This window comes from Microcoleus sp. F10-B2 (assembly GCF_036704965.1).
Classification (GTDB): domain Bacteria; phylum Cyanobacteriota; class Cyanobacteriia; order Cyanobacteriales; family Microcoleaceae; genus Microcoleus.
Genome location: NZ_JAUBTB010000014.1, coordinates 70,843 through 82,348, shown reverse-complemented (window position 1 = coordinate 82,348; position 11,506 = coordinate 70,843). Strand labels below are relative to the sequence as shown.

Here is an 11,506-nt window from a genome sequence, read left to right as displayed (position 1 = left end):
TTTATGGAGTATAGATTTTGCCCACTGATGCTAAAAAAAGATAGGCAACCGTGTTACAAGCTAGCCTAACGCAAAAATAATGGGTAGTCCTGCATAGTCAGTATAATTACGAGTTTTCTTTGATAGATAAAGTGGCGTTATACTCATGAATAAAATACCAAATAGCCCCAATATGATTGGAGAGTGTTTGAGAAAATGAAAGAGTTTTTCTCACCAGTCGAGATATTTTTTTCGCGGCATTATTAAACATTTCTATATAGTATAGTTTGTCTGACCAGCATCCTTTCCAACTGCTCTCTGTCTTTTTTGAGTAAAAACTATCCCATAAGAAAGGACAGAAGTCTGTATAGCTTACAGCACATTGACGATATACCGCTGGCACGTGAATCCCAAAGTCCTCGAACACCACTTCGCTCTCTTTTGCCAATATATACTCCTACAATTTATGAAAGTAAATACATCAATTGGCAATCAAATCCACTGCTTTTTACCCTTATTTTCTACAAATAAATGACCCCATATCATTATATTTAATAATTAGTTAATTCTGTTTTTTAACTTCACTTCTACTTGTCTCGCTTACTGCTCCCAACTTTTTGTTAACATAGTATTGCAGCCATCTTTATTAAACCCCCGTCCCCCTACAAATTCCAGCCAAAGATATCTTTTATAATAAAAATTTACCTATCAACTTTCTTGTTTATTCAAAAATTGGCTGAGGTCTGGGGCCCCTCACAAATTGTCTGGCACTATCTCCACACTTAAAACTTTGTTTGCCCTTGTGAGTGTGACCATTTTTTACAAGATATTGAGAATCGCATCGGGGACATTTCATAAGCGAAAACTTAAGGCAGAGCAAATAAGTAAATTATAACAAATATTCCTGACTGTGCAGGACTACCGTTTTCCTTCTAACAGTTAGGGGTGTTTCAAGAACAGCAGTAGATTTGCTGATTGTTGTGTACATTCTATTTCGGCTTGTACATTCAGCGGTTCACATCCCTGGCCTCGATCCAAAGTTTTGGTTGTTCAGCTTAGTAATTCAGTTAACCTGTTTGGTCGCCTTAACTATTATGGCAGTTTTCTAGTTAAGTAATTACGCAATTGGCACATATAGGCTTTCGAGCTCTCATATGAGGTACTCTAGGCATAGGGCATAGGGCATAGAACATAGGGCATACCTCAGTTTTTTGAGAACCGCTGTATATATAGTAGAGTGCGTCAGGGACAAATCCTAATTGTTTCGCAGACAGCGTAAGTCAGACGCAGCTTACAAGTCGATCGCCCCTGTTACCTTACTGCCTGTGATTTTGCTAACTTATCGAAGTTTATGAACCGAATATCTCGTGTGATCGCTGTTGTTTTAATTGTATTAGGCTGCATTACTTTTGTTTTAGTTCAGCCACCGCAATCAGCCTTAACCGTGCCACCTCCCGTGCAAGAATCTCCACGACGCGGAGGAGATGTTGCTCAGACAATGAATTTTGGACGGCACTTTCAAGAATTAGGAGTTGAAGGGTCGATCGCGATTTACGATTTGAACAGCGATCGGCTTTATCAACACAACCCGCAGCGTAACGCCACAGCTTTTTTACCTGCATCTACATTTAAGATTCTCAACTCTCTGATTTCCTTAGAAACAGGGGTAATTTCAGATGAAATTGCCGTTCTAACTTGGGATGGAATTCAAAGGCAAGTTCCCGCATGGAATCGAGACTTGAACATGAGAGAAGCCATAAAACTTTCCGCCGTTTGGTTTTACCAAGTTCTCGCCCGCCGAGTCGGACACGAGCAAATGCAAAAATGGGTAGCTAAAGTCGGTTATGGCAACCAAAAAATCGGTAACAAAGACGATATTGACAAATTCTGGTTAGAGGGAGAACTGCGAATCACACCCAACGAGCAAATTCAATTTCTCCGCCGTCTCTACAAAAATGACTTACCATTTTCTGAGCGTTCGCTATCTCTGGTGAAAGACATCATAATTGTTGAACAAACTCCCGATTACACAATTAGGGCAAAAACAGGCTGGGCAAGCTTTGGAGAACAAACAAAGCCTCAACTTGGCTGGTATGTAGGTTATTTAGAAAAGGATAAAAATGTTTACTTTTTTGCTACAAACATTGACATCCGCAACCAAAATGACGCACCTGCAAGAATCGAGTTAACGCGCCGTTGCTTCAAGGATCTGGCGCTGCTGTAAGTGCGTTATTTGTTCTCTAATATTCGCAAAAACGCCAGCGGATAGGCTAACAGTGAGAGCGAAAACACCCATTTATGCGATGCCTGAGTTCGATCGTAGGAAGCGGAGTCTTTTAAATCTTTTAGGACTTACGCCATTGGCCCATATAGCAATCCTTGCAGGAGTCGTAAACTTTTTACCCCACCCCAACCCTCCCCGAACTCGCGGGGAGGGAGTAAGAAATTCACAAATGATGCGATGATTGCTATATATAGCAAAACCATTTGATTTGTAAACAATCGATTCAATCATCACAAGCGTTTCAGGTTATTCTACATTCATGACTCAAATAGACTTGCTATATATAGTTGCTATAGTGCTATATATCATTTCTCGTAGCAAGGCGACAATCATCTAAGAGAGCATTAAGTTCTTCAACGACTAGCCAGGGGTTTCGACCTTTTAAACAAGCTACGCTCGCTGCTTCATAGGGATTTCTGCCAGTTTTTCTTACTGCTGCGATCGCCTGTTTGTTAGACAATCCCCGCCCGCTGACCAACCAAGCAGCCAAAACCTGTCCTGTACGTCCGAGCCCCCCAGAACAGTGAACTACCACCCGTTCGCCTTTGTTATTTGCAGATTCCAAGAACGGCAATATGCGATCGATTAAAATATCGCGATCGACCAATTCAAAGTCTGGAATCGGTGCCCAGCAAACTCGATCGCACCCAAAGATGTTCCGATATGTTCCCAGTAAATCAGTGTAGCGGATGAGTTGCGTCTGAGCAAGCAAGCAACAAACTTGCTTGATATTATGCCCCTGCATAAATTCAATCCACCCAGCAACTTCTGCATCGCGGTATCCCGGTCTGGCTGCACCAAACACAATTAATTCATTCTCTGAAGCCACAGCGAATTTGTGCATAATGTTTTCAATATTTTTACCTATAATTAAGAAAGACGCACAAATCCTGAATCAACAGTGAAAAACAAGAGCTCGATCGGTTTAATGAACTGGCTGCAACCCAAACCAGAAACCGTTTTGCTATGCGACTCAATTGCAGCAGCTTCTGAGATGGCATTCATGCTCAACGGTGAGTGGGATGGGTGCAATAGTTTGGTACTCTCTAAATGCGACAAGGTAGCAATTGAAGCAGCCGCCCGTTTGCTGGAGACATCGTGGTGCTACCAAAATACTTGCGAACCGGTTTTAATTCGGCTTGCAGTTGACGAATTTTTGCGCCGTTATGGGATTGGAGACAGGTTTTTTATTAATGCTAACTTGCGATGCGCGCAATTGAGCGAACTTTGCTTGGAAAACATTGATTTGAGTTATGCTAAATTAAATTTGGCTAACCTCAGCGGCACTAATTTAAGCAAAGCCAACTTAATGGCAGCACAAATGCAATCGGCAAATTTGAGTGGCAGCAATTTGAGTGGATCGCAACTGGTGAGGGCGAACTTATCAGGAGCAAATTTATCTGAGGCTAATCTCAGAGGTGCTGATTTGAGTTATGCAGATTTAAGCAATGCTTGCTTAACAGGTGCTGATTTAAGAGGTGTAAATTTAGCGAGAACAGACTTAAGAAAAACTTCCTTAGATGGGGCGATTGTTGAGTAAAATTTGGGCAACATCGGGACGGGCAGGATGCCCATCCCACAAAATAAGCGACTTATTTATGCCCCGCGTTCCCAGGATTATTCATACTTCCTGCCGCGCCACTGAGTAGGCTGATTCAACGCAGAAATTAGAATTCGCAAAAACGCCAGCGGATCGGCTAAAGGTGACAGCCAAAACAGCCATTTACCCGATGCCCCAGTTGTATCGTAGGAAGGTGCGATCGCCAAACACAAAGCCGATCGCACTGCAACCAAAAATACATTCAATCCCAACAGCCAAAAGTGTGGAAATACACCAACCGCCGGCAGCGAACCAAACAGCAAATAGCACAACACAATCGGTACCGGCAAACCTTGAACCGCTAGCAACAGCCACAAATCGCCCCAGATTTGAGCGCCAGAAGCAGCATCTTTCAAATCGAGCGATCGACCCCATTCATTCCAAGTCTCGATCGCCCCCTCATACATCCGCACCTTCAACACCTTAGCCCCATCCAAAAAGCCCACCTTAAAGCCCTTAGCAGCAGCATAGCGAGCCAAAGTCACATCATCGCAAAACGAACCCCTCGCGACCTCATAGCCCCCTAATGCCACCAAAACCTCGCGCTTGCACAAGAAACACTGACCGTTCGCCATCACCCGTTCCGGCACATCCCCGCCAGTCCCCGTCGGGCCGAACCGATAAACCAAAGTCATTAACAAAGCAGGTTGCAGCCACAACTCCCCCGGATACTTGAGGATAAACTGCGGCGAGAGCGAAATCAAATCGTAATTTCCAGCTTTCGCCGTTTTGAGCAAACTCGCAATCAAACCCGGATGCGGCACAGTATCGGCATCTATCCCCAAAATCCACTCGCACTTCTCGGAACTTGCCAAAAAACCCGCATTCAGCGCCCACGGACGCCCTACCCAACCCGCCGGCAGCGGATCGTCGTTAATCAAGCGAAACCGGGGGTCTTTTTGTGCGGCGGCTTTGACTAAATCTCCGGTTCCGTCTACCGAATAGCTGTCAACCACAATCGCTTCTCGGAGTTCGTAACTTTGGCGGCTTAATCCTTCCAAACAAGGCGAAATGCGATCGGCTTCGTTCAAAGTCGGTACTACCGCAGTACAAGCACCCAACAAATCCAGCGTCGGCGAATCCGGTTCCAGGGGCGGGATGCGCGATGGGCCTTTAATCAAGCGCGACATCAGAAGGGCTGCAGCGGGTAATTGCAGCAGCAGGAATGCGACAGCGATGATAGTTGTCAGCGGTTGGGAGAACAAGTGAGGGGCGATCGGCAAAACCATACTGTTGAAGAATTGAAGAATTTGGAAGGACTTACTGGATATGGGTTGGGAGCTGATTTACAGTTGATTTTTTTGGTAACTAATATCAATTTAAAAAATTTAATAAAATTTTGACCTCAAACATATTACAGGAATTGGGAATAATATCAAGGGCTTGCTGAAAAAGTCTGAAAACAGCCTTTAGAAAGATGAGTGAATTTGCTATTATCTGAAAAATATAAATTATCCTCATTTTTTTGAGACAAAACATAATTATTTCTCATCTTTAAAGGCAGAAAACCTAAGCAAAGGTTTTTGTTGTGAAATAAACAGAAAAAAAGCCAAAAAGCCTGCCGTAGCAGGGAGGAAAGATTCATTACCAGAAAAGTTATGGCGATGGCTGTACCAGAAGTATTAGAAAGTTTAGCCATCACTCTACCAAGACTAAATCTTCTTTTAGCTTCTCCAAATTTTCCCTCAATTGAGTTACGAATTCTCTCGTCTGACTGAGCCTGTTTTTTCGTTGACTTGCTGATATTTGTCGGGGGTATTCCTAGAGGGGGGCCACTCATTCTAATCCCTCTTTCTTTGCACCACGCTCGATTTGCTCGGGTTCGATAAATTCGATCTACATGAATTGATTCAGGATAGAATCCCGTGAACCGTTTAAATTCTTCTACTTGTTTTTTTAAGTCTACAGACTCGTTAAAATTATCCCAACTAATTCGGTCTAAAAACACGTATCCGTTACGACAACTGGCTGACAGCTTTGCCCCAAACTCAACGGATTTCCCAGCTTTCCCTCTGACGATGGGGCGGATGTGTGGTTGTGTTAAACTTACCCCATCTGTCCTCAATACTATGTGTTTTATTTTCATACATCCATAACTGTTGACGGTAGACTTCTGTGACTACTAATAGCATTTTATAATATTTAGTCAGCCACGTTAGCTCACCCATAGCCTCGATATGAGCTAAATTTCTTTTGATATATTGAAGTTGTTTTTTAATCGCTTTTCTTCGTTTTTTTTGTGAGGGTCTTCGTTTCTTTGCTACTGTAAAGTATTCTTTTCTGGCTAGGTTTCGATAAGTTCTTGGTTTTTTTTTACGGGTGACTGAATTTGAGTGTGCAAAGCATCTATGATTGTTTCGGTGGGAGCATCTCATATTTGTAAAAACACTTCTTCTGGCTCTTTCCTTCTTCCTCTTTCCTCCTGCCTCCTGCCCCGCAGCCTCGGGCCTTAAAACTCCAATTTCTAGCTTAACTGCAAAAGTGAGATGCTCCCGTTTCGGTTTGTTCCCTGGCTTGATTCAATATTCCTAAGTCGTTAGGATATTTAATGTCGGCTGGCGCGCAGGTTGCGTCTAATATTAATTTTCCTTGATTTTTCGGCTCGAGTCATGCCTGATGACTTTTTATCGACTACTTTGCCTGGTGCTTCGGTCTGCTCTTTGACCATTTTTTCATTGATTTTATTGACCTTGTTGACACCTATTCTCTGTCGAAAATGAACCAACATTGATGAGTCGAATGGTGCTTGACTGCTATAGCTAGTCATGCCTATAAAGTATTGTAAGTATGGGTTTTCTCTGATTTGTTCTATTGTTTCCCGATCGCTGGTTCCTAACCTTTCTTTAATAATTAATGCTCCCAATGCCATCCGAAAAGATTTCGCTGGAGCGCCCATATCTACGGAAAAGTTTTGAGCATATTCTGCTTCAAATGCTGACCACGGAATTAGTTTCGCCATGATTACCCAACGATTATCTTCTAACAATTGCCCCTCAAAAGGCAAGTCAAAGTTGGATGGCGGGTTTGGGGTTGGGTCAACTTTTCGGTACATTACAAAAGTGATGTTGTACTAGGCTTTGGACAGATTTTAGCTCATAAGCTTGCACACGCGGAGCGTTCAAACCAGTCAAAGTCTTTTTCTGTAAAGGTTTTAGGCTTTTTCGGCAAGCCCTATATAACTCCGCTTGAAGGTCTAAAAGTGAGAATTGGAAAGCTGCCATCGCCAGCTTTCCAACATTCGGTTTCACATCATTAAATCTTTGTTAATTCCAATTCTCGATCTAAAATACGCCCTGCGCCTTTAATCAAATCGGCTGCCTTTTCACCAATCATGATGGTGGGTGCATTCGTGTTTCCCGTCGTCAGGGTTGGCATAATTGAGGCATCAACAACGCGCAACCCCTGAACACCATATACCCGCAGTTCGGGGTCTACTACTGCCATGGGGTCAGTTCCCATCTTGCACGTTCCGACAGGATGCCATATAGTGTCGCACGCTTCTCGAATGTAAGCTTCAAGTGCTTCATCGCTAGAGACATCGGCACCGGGAGCAACTTCCTCGCCTCGGAACTCATCAAAGGCAGTTGAGTGGAACAACTGGCGGCTAATTTTAATCCCGGCAACCAGTTTTTGCAGATCGGATTCACTGTGGAGATAGTTCATCCGAATCAAGGGTGGGTCTAGAGGGGAAGCAGAACGCAATTTGAGATTGCCGCGACTCTGAGGATTAGTGACACAGGCTGTAATAGCGAATCCCGGACCTTCGCGGGCATAGGCAGGAGGCACCCACAAAATAGGGCCAGAAAAAAACTGCAAATCAGGTGCCGTATCTAAACGTCCTTCTGTATGTAAGAATAATCCAGGTTCTGCGATATTGCTGGTTAGTGCAGGTTGCAAATGCTGAGTTGACTGGTGTGCCACTGAGACAGTCAGGTGATCTTGGAGGTTATGACCGACTCCTGGCAAATCAACAACTACGGGAATATTTAGCGATCGCAATTCTTCTGCATTGCCAATTCCAGACAACATCAGCAGTTTAGGGGAATCGAACGCACCTGCTGAGAGAATCACTTCCCGATTTACTCGAACTTGCTCGATAGCACCATTGTGCAGATACTCTACTCCAATTGCGCGGGTTCCCTCAAACAATAACCGCGTCGCTAATACGCCGGTTTGACTTGTTAGATTGGGGCGATCGAGAATCGGCACCAGAAATGCAGCCGCTACGCTGTGCCGCTTCCCATCTTTAACCGTCAACTGATACAGTCCCGCGCCTTCTTGTTGTGCGCCATTGAAATCGGGATTGCGATCGTATCCTAAGGAGACAGCAGCTTCTACAAATCGCTGTGAGGTTACAACTAGATCGATTGGGTCGCTTACGTTCAGCAATCCATCAACACCGTGAAATTCGGACGCGCCTCGCTGCTGATTTTCCGATTTCTTGAAGTAGGGCAAAACGTCTTGATAACTCCAGCCTGGATTGCCCAATGCTTGCCAGCGATCGAAATCGTGACGGTTGCCTCGAATGTAAATCATGGCATTGATCGAACTGCTGCCACCCAAGCCTTTTCCCCGCGAACAAAAGACTTTGCGCCCGTTGAGATGGGGTTCTTCTTCTGTGAAATATGCCCAGTCTACTTCGCTGCCGAGTAGCTTGATCCAATCCACAGGATTTTGGATCTCCGGCTTAGTCGCGGGATCGCCCGCATCGAGCAATAATACTGTTGTTTCACCATCTTCGGTGAGGCGATTGGCAACCACACAACCTGCCGAGCCTGCGCCAATGACAACATAATCGTATTGAGTCATAACTTTTTCCTTTTCTGCTGTATGTAATTAATGAATTAAGTCAGGAATGAATGGAAATAGATTAGTTTAACAACTGCTTGCTGAAAAACTCCTGATTTATTCGCTCGTAGTGCTGGCAAAGATGCGATCGCCCAAGAAGATCGTCAACGATCGCACCTTTGTAGCGTGGCAGCAGGAAATTATCAATGTAACCGCAGGCAGTCGCATCTAATGTGGTGGGTTTATCTCCCATAAAAAAGGGTTTTTCTGCCAGAAAGTCTGAGAGGGCTTGAAAATCTGCAAAGATAATCTGACTGATTTCTTCCTGAGTGTGACGACCGATTCCATGACTGTGCATCTGAGAGATCGTGGTTTTACGAAACTCTTCGGCAAACGGTTCTGATACCTCTAGAGGGGCCTCAGGGAAGAGCGCCCGCGCTACCAAGACTCGATAGCGCTGCCAGTTTTCTTCTATACCGAAGCGAGTCTCGGCTGCACCCCAGTAAGTGTTTTCTTCGATCGTGCGGCGGAATGCTAGAGAGCTCGATCACTCAACGGGGGTCAAACTAGCATCAAGATCAATCCCTTCTGTTTGCTTGAACATTTCGATGATTAAGAAAGCATCACCGACAATTTTACCTTGATAGTCGATAAAGGGAATTTTACCCTTGGGGGCAAGCTCAAAACTTTGTGCTATCACGATGACTTTGTTGTAGGGCTGCTTTGCCATACGGAGCCAAGTTTCAAGCTCTAGACAGGGTGGGCTAATGCTGGGTAGCCCCCAAAGAGAGGGTGAGGTGTATAAGGTAATCATTTTCTCAAACTCCTTTATGCAGTTAAAAGATTTATCGCTTTCCTTGTCTGTAATGCACTGATGTAGCCAGGAATGAACGAGATTTGCTTAACTTAATGATTGGCTACTGAAAAACTGCTGAGATATTCGCTCATAGTGCTGGCAGAGATTAGATAGCTGGAGAACATAGTCAACAATTGGGCTTGTGTAGGGTGCCTTAATGAAATTACCAATGTAGGCGTAAGCTGTTGCATCTAATGTTGTGGGTTGGTTTCCCATGAAAAACGGTTTGTCTGTCAGAAAATCTGAGAGGGCTTGGAAATCAGCACAGGTAATCTGGATGATTTCATCACTGCTATGACGACCCATACCGTGGCTATACATTTGAGATAGAATGGTTCGTCGGAACTCTTTGATAAACGGTTCCCAAGCTTCTATTGGAGCATCAGGAAAGAGAATGTTCGCTACTACTTCTCGATAGTGTCGCCAGTTCTCTTCCATGTTGTAGCGAATGTGAACTACTCCCCAGTAAGTGTTTTCTTTGAGCATCCGGCGGAATGCTAGAGAGATCGATCGCTCTGTAGCAGTCAAACTAGCATCAAGATCAATCCCTTCTGTTTGCTTGAACATTTCGATGATTAAGAAAGCATCACCGACAATTTTACCTTGATAGTCGATAAAGGGAATTTTACCCTTGGGGGCAAGCTCAAAACTTTGTGCTATCACGATGACTTTGTTGTAGGGCTGCTTTGCCATACGGAGCCAAGTTTCAAGCTCTAGACAGGGTGGGCTAATGCTGGGTAGCCCCCAAAGAGAGGGTGAGGTGTATAAGGTAATCATTTTCTCAAACTCCTTTATGCAGTTAAAAGATTTATCGCTTTCCTTGTCTGTAATGCACTGATGTAGCCAGGAATGAACGAGATTTGCTTAACTTAATGATTGGCTACTGAAAAACTGCTGAGATATTCGCTCATAGTGCTGGCAGAGATTAGATAGCTGGAGAACATAGTCAACAATTGGGCTTGTGTAGGGTGCCTTAATGAAATTACCAATGTAGGCGTAAGCTGTTGCATCTAATGTTGTGGGTTGGTTTCCCATGAAAAACGGTTTGTCTGTCAGAAAATCTGAGAGGGCTTGGAAATCAGCACAGGTAATCTGGATGATTTCATCACTGCTATGACGACCCATACCGTGGCTATACATTTGAGATAGAATGGTTCGTCGGAACTCTTTGATAAACGGTTCCCAAGCTTCTATTGGAGCATCAGGAAAGAGAATGTTCGCTACTACTTCTCGATAGTGTCGCCAGTTCTCTTCCATGTTGTAGCGAATGTGAATTCCTCCCCAGTAAGTGTTTTCTTTGAGCATCCGGCGGAATGCCAAGGAGATCGATCGCTCTGTAGCAGTCAAGCTTGCCTCAAGATCAATCCCTTCTTTTTGCTTGAGTATCTCAATGATTAAGCTGGCATCACCGATTAGCTTTCCTTGATCCTCAATAAACGGAACCTTACCCTTTGGGGCTAACTCAACATTGTCTGTTGTTACGATAACGCTTTTGTAAGACAGCTTTGCCATGCGAAGCCAAGTTTCAAGCTCTAGACAGGCTGGGCTAATGCTGGGTAGCCCCCAGAGAGAGGGTGAGGTGTATAAGGTAATCATTGTCAAGACCTCGCTGGTGCTGTTATATGATTTGTCGCTTCAACCCAATAAAGATGCTTTTGCTAGTCGCCGTGCTGCTTCAAGTAATGATGATCGATCGCCCTAATCAATGTGGTTCCTGGGGAGTTGCGCTCGGCGCTAATCGCTTTGCCCTGTCGCTCTGGAATACAACCTGCACCCTTTAATCAAAATATATCTATGCTCAACAACTGACGGATGATTCTCAGTTTTAGAGCCTAAGCGAATATACAAAACTTTAGCAGGAAAGAAGTTAACAGCTCATCGGCAAGCAGCCCGAAGAAATAATTTCACATATAAATAATTCTCACCTCTACCGTGAGAAGTATCTTTTTTACACTACACCCCAAGGCTTTTACCCCCCACAACCCAGCTTTCCTCGGTC

Annotated in this window: 9 protein-coding genes and 2 pseudogenes; 2 read left to right on the top strand and 9 right to left on the bottom strand. The window is 44.2% G+C overall.

Annotated elements, in window-relative coordinates:
* Window positions 1–106 precede the first annotated feature (106 nt).
* Window positions 107–835 (bottom strand): annotated as a pseudogene (locus QUA99_RS08105) (IS1 family transposase).
* Window positions 836–1,330: 495 nt separating this feature from the next.
* On the opposite strand from QUA99_RS08105, the gene blaOXA reads away from it, so the two are divergent.
* Window positions 1,331–2,203, top strand: a complete 873-nt coding sequence (gene blaOXA, locus QUA99_RS08100; protein WP_333235496.1) for a class D beta-lactamase — start codon at window positions 1,331–1,333, stop codon at window positions 2,201–2,203.
* Window positions 2,204–2,561: 358 nt separating this feature from the next.
* Here the strand turns inward: blaOXA and QUA99_RS08095 are convergent, their stop codons facing one another.
* Window positions 2,562–3,107, bottom strand: a complete 546-nt coding sequence (locus QUA99_RS08095) for a phosphatase domain-containing putative toxin (protein WP_333235497.1) — start codon at window positions 3,105–3,107, stop codon at window positions 2,562–2,564.
* A 57-nt stretch (window positions 3,108–3,164) separates the two neighbouring features.
* On the opposite strand from QUA99_RS08095, the gene QUA99_RS08090 reads away from it, so the two are divergent.
* A complete protein-coding gene (locus QUA99_RS08090) occupies window positions 3,165–3,803 on the top strand; it encodes a pentapeptide repeat-containing protein (protein WP_333235498.1) in 639 nt (212 codons plus the stop codon).
* A gap of 77 nt (window positions 3,804–3,880) precedes the next feature.
* Here the strand turns inward: QUA99_RS08090 and cruG are convergent, their stop codons facing one another.
* The 7 genes and pseudogenes from cruG to QUA99_RS08050 all read right to left on the bottom strand — a co-directional run bounded on the left by cruG (window position 3,881) and on the right by QUA99_RS08050 (window position 11,103).
* Window positions 3,881–5,092: a 2'-O-glycosyltransferase CruG gene (gene cruG / locus QUA99_RS08085; protein ID WP_333235499.1), complete on the bottom strand. Its 1,212-nt coding sequence runs from the start codon at window positions 5,090–5,092 to the stop codon at window positions 3,881–3,883.
* Window positions 5,093–5,238: 146 nt separating this feature from the next.
* Window positions 5,239–6,915 (bottom strand): annotated as a pseudogene (locus tag QUA99_RS33065) (transposase).
* Between the two features lie 200 nt (window positions 6,916–7,115).
* Window positions 7,116–8,672 carry a GMC family oxidoreductase N-terminal domain-containing protein gene (locus tag QUA99_RS08070; RefSeq protein ID WP_333235500.1) on the bottom strand — a complete coding sequence of 519 codons (1,557 nt, stop codon included), beginning with the start codon at window positions 8,670–8,672 and terminating at the stop codon, window positions 7,116–7,118.
* 61 nt (window positions 8,673–8,733) lie between these two features.
* Window positions 8,734–9,009 carry a glutathione S-transferase C-terminal domain-containing protein gene (locus QUA99_RS08065; RefSeq protein ID WP_333235501.1) on the bottom strand — a complete coding sequence of 92 codons (276 nt, stop codon included), beginning with the start codon at window positions 9,007–9,009 and terminating at the stop codon, window positions 8,734–8,736.
* Between the two features lie 189 nt (window positions 9,010–9,198).
* Complete coding sequence (locus QUA99_RS08060) at window positions 9,199–9,465, bottom strand: hypothetical protein (protein WP_333235502.1); 267 nt, start codon at window positions 9,463–9,465, stop codon at window positions 9,199–9,201.
* Window positions 9,466–9,552: 87 nt separating this feature from the next.
* Window positions 9,553–10,284 (bottom strand): glutathione S-transferase family protein, encoded by a 732-nt coding sequence (locus QUA99_RS08055; RefSeq protein WP_333235503.1) that lies wholly within the window; start codon window positions 10,282–10,284, stop codon window positions 9,553–9,555.
* An 87-nt stretch (window positions 10,285–10,371) separates the two neighbouring features.
* Window positions 10,372–11,103, bottom strand: a complete 732-nt coding sequence (locus QUA99_RS08050; RefSeq protein WP_333235504.1) for a glutathione S-transferase family protein — start codon at window positions 11,101–11,103, stop codon at window positions 10,372–10,374.
* Window positions 11,104–11,506 lie beyond the last annotated feature (403 nt).